Here is a 17,271-nt window from a genome sequence, read left to right on the forward strand (position 1 = left end):
TCCGCGGCGCGACAGCGCCGCAGAGCAAGCCTCGAAGGGCGACGGCCTGGCTGAAGCAGCTCGGCCGTGCATCCTTCGAGGCTCCGCGTGCGCTGCTACGCATCGCACCTCAGGATGACGGGACGCGCAGGGACGCACCCCCAATCAGGTCAGCTCTTCTGACCATCTTTTGGCGTTGCAGTTGCGCCCGTTTCTCGTCTAGAAACAGGCGCATTGGGCCTCCCGGCAACCAACCGTCAACGGTTTTGACCGAGGATTTGAGGGCTCAAAAGGGTCTGGCAATGCTGATTCGTGGCCAAATCGATGGGATTTCGGGGGAGGTGGCTCTGGCCGCCGCCACGATCCCGGCCGCGCTGCTGCCCACCCTCCTGATTGGCGGCCTTCTTCTTACTTGCCCCTGAGGGCCGGCTGGGCGCCACGCGCCTGGGCGCTCAGGGGTTGGTCGAGATCACCGGACACCTCAAGCGCCCAGCACTGAACGGCGCACAAATTCAAAAGGAAGTTTGCAATGGCCCCCGTCAACAAGTCCGACAAGGACCGCGTCATCATTTTCGACACCACGCTGCGCGACGGCGAGCAATGCCCCGGCGCCACCATGACCTTCGAGGAGAAGCTCGAGGTCGCCGAGCTGCTGGATGATATGGGCGTCGATGTCATCGAGGCCGGCTTCCCGATCACCTCCGAGGGCGACTTCCAGGCGGTGAGCGAGATCGCCCGCCGCTCCAAGAACGCCGTCATCGCCGGCCTGTCCCGCGCGCATCCAGCCGACATCGACCGCTGCGCTGAAGCGGTGAAATTCGCCAAGCGCGGCCGCGTCCACACCGTGATCGCGACCTCGCCGCTGCATATGCGGGTGAAGCTGAACAAGACCCCGGAGCAAGTGATCGAGACTTCGGTCGCCATGGTCGCGCGCGCCCGCAACCAGATCGACGACGTCGAATGGTCGGCCGAGGACGGCACCCGCAGCGAGATGGAGTATCTCTGCCGCATCGTCGAGGCCGTCATCAAGGCCGGCGCCACCACGGTGAACATCCCCGATACCGTCGGCTACACGGTGCCGGAGGAATACACCCACTTCATGCGGACGCTGATCGAGCGCGTGCCGAACTCCGACAAGGCGGTGTTCTCCGTGCACTGCCATAACGACCTCGGCATGGCCGTTGCGAACTCGCTGGCCGGCATCGTCGGCGGTGCGCGCCAGGTCGAATGCACGGTCAACGGCATCGGCGAGCGCGCCGGCAACGCTGCGCTCGAAGAGATCGTGATGGCGATCAACGTGCGCAACGACAAATTCCCGTACTGGAACAAGATCGACACCACGCAGCTCACCCGCGCCTCGAAGGTGGTGTCGGCGGCGACCTCGTTCCCGGTGCAGTACAACAAGGCCATCGTCGGCCGGAACGCGTTCGCGCATGAGAGCGGCATCCATCAGGACGGCGTGCTGAAGGACGCCTCGACCTACGAGATCATGCGGCCCGAGATGGTCGGCCTGAAGCAGTCCTCGCTGGTGCTCGGCAAGCACTCCGGCCGCCACGCCTTCGTGCACAAACTTGAGGAGATGGGCTACAAGCTCGGCCCGAACCAGCTGGAAGACGCGTTCACGCGGATGAAGGCGCTCGCCGACCGCAAGAAGGACATCTACGACGAGGACATCGAGGCGCTGGTCGACGAGGAGATGGCCGCCTCCCACGACCGCATCAAGCTGACCTCGCTGACCGTGATCGCCGGCACCCATGGTCCGCAGCGCGCGACCATGAAGCTCGACGTCGACGGCCAGATCAAGATCGAGGAGGCCGAGGGCAACGGTCCTGTCGATGCGGTGTTCAACTGCATCAAGCGCCTGGTGCCGCACGAGGCCAAGCTCGAACTGTACCAGGTCCATGCCGTCACCGAAGGCACCGACGCGCAGGCCGAGGTGTCGGTGCGACTGTCCCAGGAGGGTCGCTCGATGACGGCCCGCGCGGCGGATCCCGATACGCTGGTCGCCTCGGCCAAGGCCTATCTCGGCGCGCTCAACAAGATCGTCATGAAGCGCCAGCGCGACACGGTGACGACCGCCGCGGCGAGCTGAGCTTTTCGCCTCTCCCGCTTGCGGGAGAAGCCGACGCCCTCCGGGCGATGCGAGGCATCGTCCCGAAGGGCGGCGGGTGAGGGTCTTTCCTTACGAGGAATGTCCCATTGAGGAGACACCCCTCTCCCCAACCCTCTCCCGCATGCGGGAGAGGGAGCGCAGTGGTGCTCGCGGCCTCCCCATGAATGGCTGCCCTGCTAAGGGCCAATGGCACAGGTGTGTGCCACCCTGTATTGATGCTGCCGGCATAAGAATCGGCCATCCGCGCTCCGGGCGGCCCAGATAACGACAGGGAGAGATCATGCGCACCTTCGCGATCGCCGCGTCCATCGCGGGACTGGCACTCGGCCTGACCGGGCCGGCAGCGGCTCAGTCGCCAATCATCATCAAGTTCAGCCACGTGGTGGCCACCGACACGCCGAAGGGCAAGGGGGCCGAGAAGTTCAAGGAGCTCGCCGAAAAGTACACCGGCGGCAAGGTCAAGGTCGAGGTCTATCCAAACTCGACACTCTACAAGGACAAGGAAGAGCTCGAGGCGCTGCAGCTCGGCAGCGTCCAGATGCTGGCGCCCTCGAACTCGAAATTCGGCCCGCTCGGCATCCGCGAGTTCGAGGTGTTCGATCTGCCCTATATCCTTCCCGACCTGAAGACGCTGCGGAAGGTGACGGAGGGACCGCTCGGCCTCCGGCTGCTCAAGCTGCTGGACGCCAAGGGCATCACCGGCCTCGCTTATTGGGACAACGGCTTCAAGCAGATGAGCGCCAACAAGAAGCTGGTCACACCCGGCGACTATCAGGGCGTGAAGTTCCGGATCCAGTCCTCGCGCGTGCTGCAGGCCCAGTTCAAGGCGCTCAGCTCGTTGCCGCAGGTGATGGCGTTCTCGGAAGTCTACCAGGCGCTGCAGACCGGCGTGGTCGACGGCCAGGAGAACACCTGGTCGAACATCTACACCCAGAAGATGCATGAGGTGCAGAAGTACATCACCGAGACCAACCACGGCTACATCGGCTACGTCGTGATCGTGAACAAGAAGTTCTGGGACGATCTGCCGGCCGACATTCGCGACCCGCTGTCGAAGGCGATGAAGGAAGCCACCGACTTCACCAACACGCAGTCGCAGAAGGAGAACGACGACGCGTTGGCCGAGATCAAGAAGAGCGGCAAGAGTGAGATCATCAAGCTCACGCCGGAGCAGGACGAGGCGATGCGCAAGGCGATGGAGCCGGTCTACAAGGACGCCGCGAGCCGCGTCGGCCAGCCGCTGATCGACGAATTCCTGAAGGAATCGAAGAGCACGACGAACTGACCTAAACAATGCATGAATGAAGGGGGCTTCCGTGCCAGGCGCGGAAGCCCCTTTTTGTTGCGAACGATTTCCGGTTGCGGCTGGAGGTAAAATCAGGCGTTACATCTTCGTAAGGACGCCCTCCCTGTCCAAGTTGTAAGTTGCGCGCGGGGCGCGCGGCGCCCATCTTCAGCGCATCCTTCCAGAGGAGGTACGTCATGAGGAAGTTCACCATCGCCGCCATCGCCGTGCTCAGCATCGCCGGCTCGGGCGCGGTCTATGCCCAATATCATCGCCCGTGGATGGAGCACTTCCGCCACGTCCGCATGAACCCGGAAGACCGCGCCGCCTTCGTCGACGCGCGGATCGCCGCCGTCCATGCCGGGCTGAAGCTCAACGCCGACCAGGAGAAGCTGTGGCCGCCGGTCGAGGCCGCCGTGCGCGACTTCGCCAAGCTGCGCATCGACCGCGCCAATGCGCGCATGAGCGCCGCCCCCGGCGCCGCCGACAAGCCGGAGGATCCGGTTGCCCGCCTGCGCCAGCATGCCGAGGACATGGGGGCTTCCTCCGCGGCCTTGAAGAAGATCGCCGATGCAGCCGATCCTCTCTACAAGACCCTGGATGAGGGCCAGAAACGGCGCCTTGCCGCGCTGACCCGTCACCGCGGCCCGTTCGGCGGCGGCGAGGACGGCCCGCCCCGCCACTTCATGGAACGGGGCATGGACCGCATGATGGATCGCGGCATGGACCACTTCCACGGCGACCGTTTCGACCGTGACGGCGGCCCGGACCGGGATCGCGAGGGCCGGCTCTGAGCCACCCCGTATTTCCCGAGGAGTTGACCTTGGGATCCGCCTTGGATTTGCCTTGGCGAAGCCGCTGGAATCCAGCGGCTTTTCGCATTTCCGGGGCTGTGGAAGAACCTTGGAAAACCTTCGCCACATCGCTTGCCAGACCCGGATCGCTTTGCTAAACGACCGGCCTCGCAAGGCTTTGACGCCTTTCGGGCGCATAGCTCAGTTGGTAGAGCAGCTGACTCTTAATCAGCGGGTCCCAGGTTCGAGCCCTGGTGCGCCCACCACCCTTAAGAGATTGGCCCGCAAGGGCTTTTTTTAATTTCGCATTGGACTGATCGCGTATCGTAACGAAAATCGTGATCCGATCGTCTGCGAGCCACCGTCCAGGCCGGCGGGACTTATGAGCCTGCCTCATAGGTCCAAGCGAATTCTGCCACCTAATCGCACGACGGTCGGCCGCCTATAACACGCTTGTTGAATGCGCCGTTCGGGTTGGGCTGGCGCCGACATGAGTTCCGGCATCCCAAGGAGCCATCTTATGAAACTGCGAGCCGCGGCAATCGCATTGGTTTCTCTGATCGCCATGCCATCCGCCCATACAGAGGAGACTGCCAGCGTGAACCGGTCAAATCGCATTCTCTCGTATGAAGATGTCCGGCAGGTCGCCCCGCAACTCGCGGCCTATACCCAGGATCGTCTGCTCGGCGACGTTTGGAAACGGCCGGGACTGGCGCGCCGCGACCGAAGCATTGTGACTTTGGCGGCGCTGATCGCGCGCAATCAGACCATCGAGATGCCCTATCACTTCGCTCTTGCGCTCGATAATGGCGTGAAACCGCGCGAGATTTCCGAGATTATCAGCCATTTGGCCTTTTATGCCGGCTGGGCCAATGCGATGGCGGCGACAGCGATTGCCAAGGACGTTTTCGCGGAGCGCCACATCGCCGTCGATCAGCTTCCGGCTGTTTCGGTGACACCACTGCCGATCGACGAAGCCGCCGAGGAGAAGCGTGCGACAAGCGTCGAGGCGCAGTTCGGCAAGTTCTTCCCGGGAGTGGTGCAGTATACCACCGACGTGCTGTTCAGAGACCTTTGGCTGCGGCCGGACCTCGCGCCGAGGGACCGCAGTCTCGTCACGGTGAGCGCGCTGATCGCAAACGGACAGACCGCGCAGCTCACGCCTCACTTGAACAGGGCGATGGACAACGGCCTGACCCAAACCGAGGCTTCGGAGACCATCACGCAACTTGCCTTCTATGTTGGTTGGCCCAACGTGTTTTCGGCAATGCCGGTCGCGAAGGATGTGTTCGAGAAACGCCCACACTAGTCAGGGCAGTATATCGGATCGATCGCTGGAGCACCATTGTGAACATTTCGTTTGAAGGTCAGGTGGCTCTTGTCACGGGCGCGGGTTCGGGACTCGGCCTTGCTTCCGCGAAGGCTTTCGCGGAAGCGGGCGCTTCCGTTGCGCTCGCCGATGCGAACGAAGAGGCCGTCCGATCCGCTGCTGATGAGCTGTCGTCACTGGGCTACAAGTCGCTCGCTATCCGCTGTGACGTCTCTGACGACGATCAGGTCGAGGAAATGGTCAGGAGGACCGTCGCAGAATTCGGTAGGCTCGATGCAGCCTACAACAACGCCGGCGTCCAGAATGTCGCTGTGGAAGCCGCGGTCAGCACCCGAGAAGACTTTGATCGCGTGATTTCCATCAATCTGCGGGGCGTCTGGAGCTGCATGAGGTTCGAGCTACGGCAGATGCTCGAACAAGGTAACGGTGCAATCGTGAACTGCTCCTCTATCGGTGGTCTGGTGGCAGGACCCAAGCGCGGGACGTACCAGGCCTCGAAGCATGGTGTGCTGGGGCTTACCAAGAGCGCAGCGCTTGACTACGCCGCCCGAGGCATCCGCATCAACGCGGTGTGTCCCGGCATGATTCACACGCCGATGATGGACCGGATGATGGCGACTCAGGCCGACGCCCTCAACGCGATGCTGCAGAGTGTGCCCATCGGTCGACTCGGCCGAGCTGAGGAAATCGCAAGCGCCGTGCTCTGGCTTTGCAGCTCGGCCGCAAGCTTCATGGTCGGTCACGCACTCGCGATTGACGGTGGGTATACCATACGCTGAAAAGCGGCGTTCACCCTTCACGCGTCAGGAGGCCTGATGAAATTCGGAGAACTTCTCGTTCTGAGCGCGTCCATCTTTGCGACCTCCATTTCCGGATCCGCCGTTTCCGGTGACTTGCCGCGACTATATCTGCAGGAAGCGGAAATCGAAGTCGACCCCGAACAGCTAGAATCTTACAAAGCTGCGGTGACCGAGCAGATCGAAGCCGCCACGCGCGTCGAGCCAGGCGTTCTGGCTCTCTACGCGGTTTCTGAAAGGGATAATCCCGCGCACGTCAGGGTGTTTGAAATCTACCGGGACGTGGATGCGTACAGGGCTCATCTGGAAACTGCTCATTTCAAGAAATACAAGGCGACGACGGCGAACATGGTGAAGTCACTTAAGCTGATCCCGATGACGCCCATCATGCTTGGCGCGAAGCCGACCTGAGGGCGCCATAAACGCCGCCAGGTGCGAGGGTGAACCGATTGACGAACTCCGTCCCGGCGACGTCGTCTGGTTCCTGTCTTGCGAGAAGTATTGGCGTGGCCTGACCGCGACGACCGCAATAGTGAAATGACTAATGCACTCTAGATGCGTGGGTGATGCGGTCCGACCTGAACCGACGACTGCAGTCACCCGGACGTCAGGCGCGTCTTACGCGGTGGAATACCGAAGCGCTTCTTGTAACTGACTGAAAAGTGCGACTGGCTGGCGAAGCCGCAACGATAGGCGACCTCGCCGAGATTGATCGTGCCCCGCTGACCGCTCGCCAGAATCATCAGATGCGCCTGCTGCAGCCGTTCCTCCTGCAGCACCTGTCCGAATGTCGTGCCCTGATACTGGAAGATCTTGTGCAGGTAGCGCAGCGAGATCCGGTGCTCAGCCGCCGCGCGCTCCGGCGTCAGCGAATGATCGGCGAGGTTGCGGCGGATGTAGGCACTGATCCGGTTGAACAGCGAAGTGCCCAGCGTTTCGCGGATCAGCGCGCTGTTGTCGCGCTGATCGCGGCACTCGATCATCAGGCAGAGCATGTCGATGATGCAGTCCTCGATCCGCGCGCTGTGCTCGGAGGGCTGCATCTTCAGCACCTGCTCGCCGAGCGTGGTGATCGCCGGCACCAGCAGCGGATTGGTGAAGTCGGCGGTGGCGCAGAGATCGTCGATCCCGGCGACGCGGCCGGCGAGGCGCTCGCGGTCGATCTTGATCGTGATGTTCTCGGAGGCGTCGGGCACGTCGATCACATAAGCTTCAGCTGCATTGACCAGGAATACGCTCCCCGGCAGCACCAGCCCTTCGCGGCTACGCTGTTGGAAGCGCATAGCGTGGCGAGTCGGAAACAGGAAGACGAAGTCTTCGGTCTTGTCGGCCTTGGCGGCTTCCTTGCGGCGGATCACGCGCTGGGCATCGGCGCGGAAGTTCGAGACGCCCAGGATGTTGGATTGCCAGTCGATCAGCTCGCCGCGCAGCCGGTCGGTATGCACGGACTGGATGTCCAGCCGGTAATAGACCTCGGCCATGGCCTGCCGCCACGCCTCGATGCTGCCCTGTCCGTCGATTCCGGCCGTTGTGTATGAGTTGCTCTGCGTCATGGCGCCCAGCTCAATGGTTCACTGATCGAAACGCAAGCCCATTCCTCATTCAAGCGCGTTCAAGAAGCGTACCAGCCTAAGTCCGCTCCGGGTGCGCTCTGGAAGAAAACACAGTGCGCTTGCCGAAAAGACGGGCACGCCGCTCCCGACCTAGCCTCATCCCGCATCGCAACCGTCACGGCGGCCAGCAGAGGGGGCTATAGATGACCACGACATTCACGCGCAGGCGAGTCCTGAAAGCAGTGCCTGCGGCGGCGGCCGCCGCAACGCTGCCGGCGCCGTTCATCTCCGGCGCCGCACGGGCCGCCGGCGATCCGATCCTGATCGGCGTGCCGACCGCGCAGACCGCCCAGGCCGGCGTCGCCGACCACCAAGATTATCTCAACGGCACCACGCTCGCCATCGAGGAGATCAACGCCGCCGGCGGCGTGCTCGGCCGTCCGCTGAAGACCGTCGTGGTCGACATCGACCCGCTGTCGCCGGAAAGCGGGCAGGTCGCGATCAACAAGCTGATCGACGCCAAGGTGCACGCGATGTCCTGCGCCTTCGTATTCACGCCGGTGCCGGTCGCCGACGTCTCGGCGCGCTACAAGGCGCCGTTCCTGTGGGGGCTGACCCAGCGCAATTTCACCGACATCCTCGCGAAGAACCCCGAGAAATACGGCCACATCTTCCAGACCGATCCGTCGGAAGTGCATTACGGCTACACGTTTCCGGTGTTTCTCAAGGCGATGCGCGACCAGGGCATCTGGAAGCCGATCAACAACGGCGTCCACATCGTCCAGGAGCAGATCGCCTACAACCAGACGATTTCGAAAGCGCTGCAATCGGCGCTGCCGAAGAGCGAGTTCAAGCTCGCAGGCGTCACCGACATCCAGTACCCGGTGCAGGACTGGGGTTCGGTGATCCAGGAGATCAAGAAGATCGGCGCCGGCGCCGTCATGATCGATCACTGGGTCGCCGCCGAATACGCCGCCTTCGTCAAGCAGTTCGGCGCCGATCCGCTCAAGGGCACGCTGGTCTATCTGCAATACGGCCCCTCGCAGCCGGAATTCCTGGAGCTGTCGGGACCTGCCGCCGAAGGCTTTGTCTGGAGCACCGTGCTCGGCGTCTATGCCGATGACAAGGGCAAGGAATTCCGCGCCAAGTACAAGAAGCGTTTCCCCGGCATCATGGGCCTTTGCTACACCGGCAACGGCTACGACGTGACCTACTATCTGAAGGCCGCGTGGGAAGCGGTCGGCGATCCCAACAAGTTCAAGGAGGTCTGCGATTTCGTGCGCAAGACGCCGTATCGCGGCGTCTGCGGTTACATGAGCATGAACAATTCGCTGCAGGAATGCGCGCACTATCCCGACACGGGTGACGCGATCGGCGCCAAGGAACTCGAGCAGGGCATGGCGCAGCTGTTCTTCCAGGTCCAGAACGCCGAGCACAAGATCATCTATCCCGACGTGCTGCGCGAGACGGCGCTGCGCAAGGCGCCGTGGTGGTGACGTGCACGGCACGATGGCATCCGCACCACTTTTCGCCTGCCGCGACATCACGCTCGATCTCGGCGGCCGTTCGATCCTGCACGGCATCTCGCTTTCGGTCGCGCCGGGCGAGGTGCTCGGCATCATCGGGCCGAACGGCGCCGGCAAGACCAGCCTGTTCGAGGTGCTGTCGGGGCGGATGCCGCCGAAATCCGGCTCAGTGCAGTACGAGGGCAGGGACATCACGTCGCTGCCACTGCACCAGCGCGCACGGCTCGGCATCGGGCGGACCTATCAGACGCCCGTCGTGCCCGAGGGCATGACGGTCGGCCAGGTCCTGAAGGCCGCGCGGCAGGCCTATCGGCCGTATCTGACGCCTGATGATTCCGAATGGGGGGCCGGCCTCGTCGCCTTTCACGTGCCGAGCCTGACCATGGCGGACCAGCTCGAAACGCTGAACCGGCGCAAGCTGTTGATGACCTGCCTGCTGATGCGCCGCCCAAAGATCCTGCTGATGGATGAGCCGGCCGCGGGCCTGATCAATTCGGAGATCGACGAGTTCGACGAGATCATGCGCGTGCTCGCCAAGGAGCTCAACATCGCAATCGTCCTGATCGAGCATCGCATGGAGCTGCTCGACACCATTGCCGATCGGGTCATGGTGCTCGACGCCGGCGAGATGATCGCGGAAGGCCGCCTCGACCAGATCCTGGTCGATCCGCGCGTCAAGGCCGCCTATTTCGAGTTCGAGAGCGCCGAGGACGTCCACTGATGAGTGACGTCGCGACAAACGCTGTGCTCGACGTCCGCGGCCTGTCCGCCGGCTGGGGCCCGCTGCGGGTGATCCACGATCTCGATCTCACCGTGTTCGCCGGCGAGCGCATCGGGTTGGTCGGCCTCAACGGCCACGGCAAGTCGACGCTGTTCCAGGCGATCGCGGGTCTCACCGGCTGGCAGCGCGGCTCGATCCTGCTCAACGGCTTCGAGGTCGGCCGCACCCGCAGCCAGGGACCGGGGCGCTACACCCACCAGATCGTCCGCCGAGGACTGGCGCTGATCCCGCAAGGCGACGAGATCTTTCACGGCCTGACCGTGGAAGAGCATCTCGACAGCGGCGCCTATACCAAACGTGCCTGGAAGGAACGCGCCACGCGCAAGCTGAAAATTCTGCAGACCTTTCCACCGCTCGAGAAGCTGATGGCAACGCCGGTCGGCCGTCTCTCCGGCGGCGAGCGGCGGATGGTCGCGATCGGCCGCGGGCTGATGGCGGATGCCGATCTCTTTCTCGTCGACGAGCCCTCGCTCGGGCTCGCACCGAAGATCGGCAAGTCCGTGGTCGATGCGCTGATGGCGGTCGAGCTCGGAAGCTCGGCCATGGTGATCGCCGAACAGAATCTCGGGCTGCTCGAGGGCAGGGTGGACCGCATCATCGGCATGCATGCCGGCAAATTGAAGGGCGAAGCCTCGGCCTCGAAGAGCTTGATGGGAGGCCACCGGTGAACTGGAGCTTTGTTCTCTCGAACGCGATCACGCTGGCCTGCATCTACGGCACGCTCGCGATCGGCATCTCTCTGACATGGTCGAGCCTTGGCCTCGTCAACATGGCTTTCGGCTTCATCTTCGCGCTGTCCGGCTACGGCGCCTGGCTGGTCAGCCTTAACATCAGCGCGCAGCCCGCGGTGGTGATGGCGGCCGGCATCATCACCGGCGCACTCGGCGGGCTGATCGTCTGCCTGCTTGCCTTCATTCCGATCCACGACAAGCCGAACTTCCCGCTGCGCGCGCTAATCGCAACGCTTGCCATCAGCCTGATCGGCAACCAGGCGCTGCTCTGGTATTTCGGACCGCGCGCGAAATCCCTGCCGCGGCTGTTCGGCAACTGGAATGCCGACATCTTCGGCGTAATCGTCACCTCCGACAAGCTCGGTGCCTCGGCCTCCGCGATCGTGCTGCTGACATTGATCCTCCTCTGGATGCGCTCCAGCCGCCGCGGGCTGGAGATCCGCGCCATGATGATGAACCCGCATGCCGCTTCCATCGTCGGCATCGGCGTGCGTCGCACCGGCTTCTACGTGATGGCCTTGACCGGCTCGCTCGCCGGTCTCGCCTCGGTGCTGCTGGCGCAAACCTACTACGTCGCCCCGTTCAGCGGCATCACGCCGATGGTGAAGGGGCTGAGCATCGCGCTGGTCGGCGGCCTCGGCAGCGTGCCCGGCGCCGTGATCGGCGCGGTCATCATCGGCCTCAACGAGGCGCTGACCTCGACCTTGCTCGGCGGGCAGTATGTGCTGATCACCCAGTTCCTGTTGATCATCCTGGTGCTGCTGGTTCGTCCGCGCGGCATCGCGGGCCTGCTCGACAAGGCGCGGGAGGCGTGAAGCGATGACCGACGCTGCCCAACCCTTTTGGATCGATCCGACCGACTGCCACTATCCGGAAGCTCCGGCGCGCGAGGCCGTAACCAATCCCCATCTGTCGCATCAGGTTACCTGGAACGAGACGCGCGCCTTCAAGCCGGCTATGCATCCCGTCGGCCGCCTGCGCTACTATTACAAATGGCCCGGCCATGGCGGCGCCCTGTGGTGGCGCATGCGCTATTGGCCGACCCGGCGGCGCGTGCTGCAGATCCGCGGCGAATACAATCCGAAGACGATGCGCCGCGAGAAGACCATCGTCGACAAGCGCCCGATCTGGTGGACGCTGGCCTTCATCGCCATGATCCTCGCTCCCGCCGTCGTGCCGACGGCCAGCTGGAACACGGTGATGAGCGCGGCCGCCGTGTTCGGAATCTACGCCGCGGTCAATCTGTGCTGGATGCTGATCATCGGCACGGCGAGCATCTACTCGCTGGCGAGCTACGCCGTGGTCGGCGCGGCCGCCTATGGCACCACTTATCTGGCGATCCAGTTCGGCATGCCATGGTGGCTGCTGCCATTGATCGGTGCGCTGTTCGGGCTCGCCTTCGGCCTCATCATCGGCCTGCCGGCAATGCGGCTCGACGGCTTCTACTACGCATTGCTGACGCTCGGGGTAGTCGAGCTCTGCCGCGTCTATGTCGTGCAGTCGCGCGAGTTCGGTTCGGCGACCGGCGGCCTCTACGGCGCGCCGAGCTATTTGCCGGTGAGCCTCGGCCAGATGCCGCGGCTGCTGTTCAGCTACTACGCGGCGCTGGCACTGATGGCCTTCGCCCTGATCGTCTATCGCTTCATCGACGGCAAGCGGCTCGGCCGGGTGCTGCGCATGGCGCCGGAGAAGCGCGAGGCCTTCGCCCAGGCCTGCGGCGTCGACTTCGTCCGCGCCCGCATCATGGTGTTCCTGATCTCCTCGACAGCGCTCGGCTTCATCGGCGGCTTCTATGCCTGCCATTTCGGCGGCGCCTCGCCGAACCTGTTCTCCTTCGACACCGTGCTGCTGTCGCTTGCGATGCTGGTGATCGGCGGCATCGGGCGCTCGGAGGGGGCGGTCGCCGGCACCGCGATCGTGGTGTTCATCGATCGCGTCCTGATCGATCTCGGCCCGCTTCGCTACATGCTGATCGGCGCGATCATGCTCGGCGTCGTGCTGTTCCTGCGCGAGGGCCTGTTCGGCATCAAGCATCAGTTCCGTACCTGGCGCGACAAGAAGAAGAGCGAGCGGCGGGCGACCCGTGCGGAGAAAGGCGGAGAGATGTTACCGGAAGAAGCCACCGAGACCGAAGACAAGGACCAGATCTATTTCCGCCGCTTCGACAAGATGCAGCGCGATTTCCTCAAGCGGCTGGTGACCGATGCCGTGATCGAGGAGCACCGCTCGCGACCGCTCGGGCAGCACAGCGAGGCGTTGGAGCGCCTCTTGATCTATTTCCGCCGGCAAGGCCAGGTCGACAAATACGCGATCATGGTGCTGGAGGAATTCCGCGCCTACCGCATCGTCGCGCTCTCGGGCCATCGCGGCACTGCGCCGCGCGTGGTCGAGGACCGGAACTACGCCACCTCGGACGAGGCCTATCATGCGCTGTTCCTGCGCCGCGTGCAGGACCTGCTCGAAACCTAATCGTCAACTTCACTTAGCGAGACCCGTAACCGACCATGGCCGAGCAAAAAATCTTTGGGTATGCCGACAAGATCTCGGTCAAGCCCGGTGACGACATCGGATTCTATGTGCATGCCGACGGCACCACGACCGTGGATGCGCAACTGGTGCGCCTGATCCATGGCGATGCGCATCCCGCCGGGCCCGGTTATCGCGAGGAAGAGGTCGCATGCGATTTGAACGGCAGCTGGACCGTTCGCAAGCAATACACCCAGGTCGGCTCGTTCCTGACGGTAGCCGATCCCGACGGTCGCCTCGCGCTCGACGGCAGTTTTACGCTCGCGACCTTCGTCTACCCGAATAGTCCCGGACACGGCAAACGGCAGTGCCTGATGGGCCGTTGGGATGCGTTCGGTAACCGCGGCTATGGGCTGTGGCTCAATCCCGACGGACTGCTCGAGTTCGGCTATGGCGACGGAAGCGAGGTCGACTATCTCGACGGCGAGGTGCCGCTCCTGAAGAGCAACTGGTACTTCGTCGCCGCGACCTTCGACGCCACGACCGGCGTGGCCACGCTTTATCAGGAGAGCGTTGCCAACCGCTACAACAGCCTGCTCAGCAAGGTCGCCAATGTCGACTTCCGCTCCCATGTGCGCGAGACGTTGCGCTTCCGCCCGGTCAATCCGCCCGATGTGCCCTTCATTCTCGCCGGCGCGCAGGATTTTCACTCGCTGCGCGGCCCCTTCGTCATGCAATGCCTCAACGGCAAGCTCGATCGGCCCGCGGTGTTCGACCGCGTGCTGACGCGGGAGGAGCTCGACCAGTTCAGGCAGACCGGCGCAGCACCAGCCAGCGGGCAGGTGGCATTCTGGGACACAGCGCTCGGCTACACCGACGAAGGGATCGGCGATCGCGTGGTCGACACGGGACCGTATCATCTGCACGCCGAAGGCTATAATCGCCCGGTGCGCGGCCAGACCGGATTCAACTGGAGCGGCCGGGATGACTGCTATCGCCTCGCGCCCCATCAATATGGCGGTGTCGAATTCCACGATGATGCGATCATCGACTGCAAATGGGAGCTGACCAAGCGCTTGAAGGTGCCGCCCTTGCGCAGCGGCGCCTACGCCTATCGGCTGCGCGTCGGCGACGGCAAGGGCCTGCGCGAGGAATACATCGTGTTCTTCGTTCGCCCGCAACGCCCGACGGCGCCGATCTTGTTCCTGGTGCCGACCGGCAGCTATCTCGCCTATGCCAACGAGCATCTGAGCTTCGATGCCGAGATCATGCAGCCCCTGGCCGGTCAGTCGCCGATCGTCTCGCAGCACGACATCGAGCTCTACGAGACCTCCGAGTTCGGGCTCTCGCTCTACGATCACCACGGCGACGGGGCAGGGGTCTGCTACTCGACCTACCGGCGTCCGATCCTCAACATGCGGCCGAAGGCGCGGATGTCGTCGATGGGCGTGACCTGGCAATTTCCGGCCGATCTCTCGATCATCGCCTGGCTCGAGCAGATGGGCCACGCCTATGACGTCGTCACCGAGGAGGATCTGCACCGCGAGGGCGAGGCGCTGCTGAAGCCCTATCGCGTCGTGCTCAGCGGCACCCATCCGGAATATGTGTCCGAGGCGATCCTCAATGCGACCGAGGACTACATCGCCGGCGGCGGCCGCTTCATCTATCTCGGCGGCAACGGCTATTACTGGAACGTCGGCTATCACCGCGACGATCCCTGGTGCATGGAGGTGCGCAAGCTCAATTCCGGCATGCGGGCCTGGCAGGCGCGGCCCGGCGAATATTATCTCGCCACCACCGGACAGAAGAGCGGGCTGTGGAAGGATCTCGGACGTCCGCCGCAAAAGGTGCTCGGCGTCGGCTTCATCTCGGAAGGCTTCGACTCCTCGCGGCCGTTCCGCCGCATGCCCGACAGCTGGCACCGCCGCGCCGACTGGATGTTCAAGGGAATCGAGGGCGAGATCATCGGCGATTTTGGCCTCGCCCACGGCGCAGCCGGTGGGCTGGAGATCGACCGCTATGACCTCACGCTCGGCACGCCGCCGCATTCGCTGATTGTGGCCTCGTCGGGCGGGCACAGCGACAACTACCAGACCGTGGTCGAGGAAATCCTCTATCCCTATCCCGGATTGTCGGGCTCGCATGATTACCGCGTGCGCGCCGACATGGTCTACTTCACGGCGCCGAACCATGGCGCAGTGTTCTCGACCGGATCGATCGCGTTTAGCCAATCGCTGCCCTACAACAATTTCGACAACAACGTCTCGCGGCTGCTCGACAATGTAGTGTCGGCCTTCAGCAAGGAGGGCCGGTTGCCGGGGTGGGCCTGGACTGCCGAAGAGAAACAATGGCGTTGATCAGCACCGGGAGCTGCCCCTTATTTCCGCAACCGAGTGCTCCCACGAACACCTAGTGCTGTCGCTTGGCGCTGCAAAGCCATATGTGGCGAGGGGCTGCCAGTTTGGTATGCCCAGCAGCCCACTGCCGATACGCCCTCTGGATCCGGCACGCCGACCTCTCATGGCCTCGTTCGCGCCTCCACGACAACATTCAGACCACGCCCTTCTTGAGAATAAAGCAGCCATAGGGGCCGGGGTCCGATGTACGTACGATGGCGAATGATCGTTCGGCAGCTGCATAGAAATCGAAGCGTTCGTAGGCGCCAATCGTTATCGAGCGTCCCTCGGCTGCATCGACGACCTGCTGCATGCGCGCGAAGATCGGCACGATCCCGTCTGGGTCGCCGACGACTCGCATTCGCATCACGGGCGCGTCGACGAATGTATCGAGCTTCATCAGGGAGAGGATGGCCTTTGCGGCACGAGGAATGTCGCAGCCGGTCAGGTCGATCAGTTTGCCGTAGGTGGATTTCTTGGCAATGGTCGCTGCCGGGTGATTGACGTCGCAGATGACCAGTTCGTCTCCGTGGCCCATTAGCATGAGGACATAGAGCAACTCCGCGGATAATGTCTTGTCGATGCCTTTGAGCACGGCTGGTCTCTCCCGGCTTTATCGTTCGGACGTGGTCGCGGCTGTCGACACAAATATTCCTGCCACTCTATTGGCGAAATGGCAGGCGTCGACGACCGAAGCGCCATCGGCCAATCGCGACGCCAGAGCACCGAGGAAGCAGTCGCCCGCGCCATGGGTCGAGACGGCCCTGACAGGCATGGCTTCCAATTCGACCGGCACCTGTCCGGGGGCGGCGACGACCAGTCCGCCGCTACCCACGGTCACGACTACGGTTCTCTGGGTGGCGCCGAGCGTGTTGAGCGCAGCGCGCGCGCCGGATCGGTCAGGTACCCGGACGCCCGCCAGCATCTCCGCTTCGACCCGGTTGACCACCAGCACATCGACAAGCCCGAGCAGGTCGTTACCGCTCGGGCGGGCGGGGGCCGCATTGAATACGACGGTCGCTCCGGCTTGACGTGCGGCTTGGGCCACGGCGACATTGACGGCGTGGGGCACCTCATTCTGGAGCAGCAGCACGCGGGCGCCGCCAAGGCGATCGAAGCTCGTGCCGATGTTGGCAGGATCGATGGCGAGGTTGGCGCCGGAAACAATGACGGCGCCGTAGTCGCCGTTGGCATCGACGATGGCGACGCTCATGCCTGAGCCGATCTTATCATCGACCGCGACGCTGGTGCGGTCGACCTTGGCGGCATCGAGGTTCGCCAGCAGGCGGCTGCCGAATTCGTCGGCGCCGACCCGGCCGATGAAGGCTGTCCGCGCGCCCTGGCGGGCCGCATGGACCGCCTGATTGCCGCCTTTGCCGCCGCAGGTACGCCCCCAGGCCGTGCCGACAACGGTCTCGTCGGGGCGGGGCAGGTGCGGCCCGTGGACCATGATGTCGAGATGCAGACTGCCGCAGACGATGACGTCGAACTTCGGTCCAGGCATGAAGTGTCCTCTCGAC

General features: G+C 63.6%; 15 protein-coding genes and 1 tRNA gene. 13 read left to right on the top strand and 3 right to left on the bottom strand.

The window, feature by feature from the left end; translation table 11 throughout:
- The first annotated feature begins 508 nt into the window (after positions 1-508).
- From AC1RUR_RS03450 to AC1RUR_RS03480, 7 genes are all read left to right on the top strand, one after another.
- Entirely contained in the window at positions 509-2,071 is a 1,563-nt protein-coding gene (locus AC1RUR_RS03450; protein ID WP_492841310.1) for a 2-isopropylmalate synthase, read from the top strand.
- 301 nt (positions 2,072-2,372) lie between these two features.
- Complete coding sequence (locus tag AC1RUR_RS03455; RefSeq protein ID WP_492841312.1) at positions 2,373-3,377, top strand: TRAP transporter substrate-binding protein; 1,005 nt, start codon at positions 2,373-2,375, stop codon at positions 3,375-3,377.
- Positions 3,378-3,574: 197 nt separating this feature from the next.
- A complete protein-coding gene (locus AC1RUR_RS03460) occupies positions 3,575-4,171 on the top strand; it encodes a Spy/CpxP family protein refolding chaperone (RefSeq protein ID WP_492841314.1) in 597 nt (198 codons plus the stop codon).
- A 190-nt stretch (positions 4,172-4,361) separates the two neighbouring features.
- A tRNA-Lys gene (locus AC1RUR_RS03465) sits at positions 4,362-4,437 on the top strand.
- Between the two features lie 254 nt (positions 4,438-4,691).
- Positions 4,692-5,480 carry a carboxymuconolactone decarboxylase family protein gene (locus AC1RUR_RS03470; RefSeq protein WP_492841316.1) on the top strand — a complete coding sequence of 263 codons (789 nt, stop codon included), beginning with the start codon at positions 4,692-4,694 and terminating at the stop codon, positions 5,478-5,480.
- Positions 5,481-5,518: 38 nt separating this feature from the next.
- On the top strand, positions 5,519-6,280 hold the full coding sequence (locus tag AC1RUR_RS03475) for a glucose 1-dehydrogenase (RefSeq protein ID WP_492841318.1): 762 nt from the start codon (positions 5,519-5,521) through the stop codon (positions 6,278-6,280).
- A 36-nt stretch (positions 6,281-6,316) separates the two neighbouring features.
- Complete coding sequence (locus AC1RUR_RS03480; protein WP_492841320.1) at positions 6,317-6,709, top strand: putative quinol monooxygenase; 393 nt, start codon at positions 6,317-6,319, stop codon at positions 6,707-6,709.
- Between the two features lie 185 nt (positions 6,710-6,894).
- Here the strand turns inward: AC1RUR_RS03480 and AC1RUR_RS03485 are convergent, their stop codons facing one another.
- The gene (locus AC1RUR_RS03485) at positions 6,895-7,851 is read right to left on the bottom strand and encodes an AraC family transcriptional regulator (protein WP_492841322.1); all 957 of its coding nucleotides are present in this window, start codon (positions 7,849-7,851) and stop codon (positions 6,895-6,897) included.
- A gap of 203 nt (positions 7,852-8,054) precedes the next feature.
- On the opposite strand from AC1RUR_RS03485, the gene AC1RUR_RS03490 reads away from it, so the two are divergent.
- From AC1RUR_RS03490 to AC1RUR_RS03515, 6 genes are read left to right on the top strand one after another with little or no spacing between them, the layout of a single operon-like run.
- Complete coding sequence (locus tag AC1RUR_RS03490) at positions 8,055-9,347, top strand: ABC transporter substrate-binding protein (protein WP_492841324.1); 1,293 nt, start codon at positions 8,055-8,057, stop codon at positions 9,345-9,347.
- A gap of 13 nt (positions 9,348-9,360) precedes the next feature.
- On the top strand, positions 9,361-10,098 hold the full coding sequence (locus AC1RUR_RS03495) for an ABC transporter ATP-binding protein (protein WP_492841326.1): 738 nt from the start codon (positions 9,361-9,363) through the stop codon (positions 10,096-10,098).
- On the top strand, positions 10,098-10,826 hold the full coding sequence (locus AC1RUR_RS03500) for an ABC transporter ATP-binding protein (RefSeq protein WP_492841328.1): 729 nt from the start codon (positions 10,098-10,100) through the stop codon (positions 10,824-10,826). Before AC1RUR_RS03495 ends, AC1RUR_RS03500 begins: the two co-directional genes overlap by 1 nt.
- A complete protein-coding gene (locus tag AC1RUR_RS03505; protein ID WP_492841330.1) occupies positions 10,823-11,704 on the top strand; it encodes a branched-chain amino acid ABC transporter permease in 882 nt (293 codons plus the stop codon). Before AC1RUR_RS03500 ends, AC1RUR_RS03505 begins: the two co-directional genes overlap by 4 nt.
- A gap of 4 nt (positions 11,705-11,708) precedes the next feature.
- Positions 11,709-13,358: a branched-chain amino acid ABC transporter permease gene (locus tag AC1RUR_RS03510; protein WP_492841332.1), complete on the top strand. Its 1,650-nt coding sequence runs from the start codon at positions 11,709-11,711 to the stop codon at positions 13,356-13,358.
- Between the two features lie 35 nt (positions 13,359-13,393).
- Entirely contained in the window at positions 13,394-15,712 is a 2,319-nt protein-coding gene (locus AC1RUR_RS03515) for a N,N-dimethylformamidase beta subunit family domain-containing protein (protein WP_492841334.1), read from the top strand.
- Between the two features lie 193 nt (positions 15,713-15,905).
- Here AC1RUR_RS03515 and AC1RUR_RS03520 read toward each other — a convergent pair whose 3' ends face one another.
- Together AC1RUR_RS03520 and AC1RUR_RS03525 are read right to left on the bottom strand one after the other, a co-directional pair.
- The gene (locus tag AC1RUR_RS03520) at positions 15,906-16,346 is read right to left on the bottom strand and encodes an RbsD/FucU family protein (RefSeq protein WP_492841336.1); all 441 of its coding nucleotides are present in this window, start codon (positions 16,344-16,346) and stop codon (positions 15,906-15,908) included.
- Between the two features lie 18 nt (positions 16,347-16,364).
- Positions 16,365-17,255 carry a PfkB family carbohydrate kinase gene (locus AC1RUR_RS03525; protein ID WP_492841338.1) on the bottom strand — a complete coding sequence of 297 codons (891 nt, stop codon included), beginning with the start codon at positions 17,253-17,255 and terminating at the stop codon, positions 16,365-16,367.
- Positions 17,256-17,271 lie beyond the last annotated feature (16 nt).

The sequence above is a fragment of the Bradyrhizobium sp. GW821-FHT12B03 genome (assembly GCF_058807535.1).

What these genes read in the sequence shown, in the direction of transcription:
- AC1RUR_RS03510 (WP_492841332.1), top strand. Translation starts at nt 11,709, where the DNA reads ATGACCGACGCTGCCCAACCCTTTTGGATCGATCCGACCGACTGCCAC.
- AC1RUR_RS03525 (WP_492841338.1), bottom strand. Translation starts at nt 17,255, where the DNA reads ATGCCTGGACCGAAGTTCGACGTCATCGTCTGCGGCAGTCTGCATCTC.
- AC1RUR_RS03455 (WP_492841312.1), top strand. Translation starts at nt 2,373, where the DNA reads ATGCGCACCTTCGCGATCGCCGCGTCCATCGCGGGACTGGCACTCGGC.
- AC1RUR_RS03490 (WP_492841324.1), top strand. Translation starts at nt 8,055, where the DNA reads ATGACCACGACATTCACGCGCAGGCGAGTCCTGAAAGCAGTGCCTGCG.
- AC1RUR_RS03500 (WP_492841328.1), top strand. Translation starts at nt 10,098, where the DNA reads ATGAGTGACGTCGCGACAAACGCTGTGCTCGACGTCCGCGGCCTGTCC.
- AC1RUR_RS03480 (WP_492841320.1), top strand. Translation starts at nt 6,317, where the DNA reads ATGAAATTCGGAGAACTTCTCGTTCTGAGCGCGTCCATCTTTGCGACC.
- AC1RUR_RS03495 (WP_492841326.1), top strand. Translation starts at nt 9,361, where the DNA reads ATGGCATCCGCACCACTTTTCGCCTGCCGCGACATCACGCTCGATCTC.
- AC1RUR_RS03485 (WP_492841322.1), bottom strand. Translation starts at nt 7,851, where the DNA reads ATGACGCAGAGCAACTCATACACAACGGCCGGAATCGACGGACAGGGC.
- AC1RUR_RS03515 (WP_492841334.1), top strand. Translation starts at nt 13,394, where the DNA reads ATGGCCGAGCAAAAAATCTTTGGGTATGCCGACAAGATCTCGGTCAAG.
- AC1RUR_RS03460 (WP_492841314.1), top strand. Translation starts at nt 3,575, where the DNA reads ATGAGGAAGTTCACCATCGCCGCCATCGCCGTGCTCAGCATCGCCGGC.
- AC1RUR_RS03450 (WP_492841310.1), top strand. Translation starts at nt 509, where the DNA reads ATGGCCCCCGTCAACAAGTCCGACAAGGACCGCGTCATCATTTTCGAC.
- AC1RUR_RS03470 (WP_492841316.1), top strand. Translation starts at nt 4,692, where the DNA reads ATGAAACTGCGAGCCGCGGCAATCGCATTGGTTTCTCTGATCGCCATG.